This window comes from Prevotella sp. HMSC073D09, from assembly GCF_001814145.1.
GTDB lineage: Bacteria > Bacteroidota > Bacteroidia > Bacteroidales > Bacteroidaceae > Prevotella > Prevotella conceptionensis.
Window position 1 is genome coordinate 1 of the sequence record NZ_KV815016.1, and the last position, 305, is coordinate 305.

Annotated in this window: 1 pseudogene; it reads right to left on the bottom strand. The window is 36.7% G+C overall.

Annotated elements, in window-relative coordinates:
- Nucleotides 1-27: 27 nt before the first annotated feature.
- Nucleotides 28-305: pseudogene (locus HMPREF2955_RS16425) on the bottom strand (class I SAM-dependent DNA methyltransferase); the annotation flags it as partial.

Genomic DNA, 305 nt, shown 5'->3' on the forward strand with positions numbered 1-305 from the left:
AATTAGTTAGATATTTACTGAATATCCCTATTTAGTCATGTTTGGATAGATGATTTTTGGCTTAGAAAAATCCTCCAAATAAGCGCAGTTACGAAGATTATATGGAGTGTCACCTTTATCCGCACGAGTGGAGATTCTGTCCCAATATTGGTCTAAATACGCCTTTACAACAGGATAATCGTTGATGTCAATGCGTGGGAGTTTGTTTCTAATACCATTGTGGGTATTGATTAAGAATAATCCATTGTCTACATAGCCATATCTCTTTATATCCCTGCCCCTAAGAATCGGTCGTATAAGTTCAG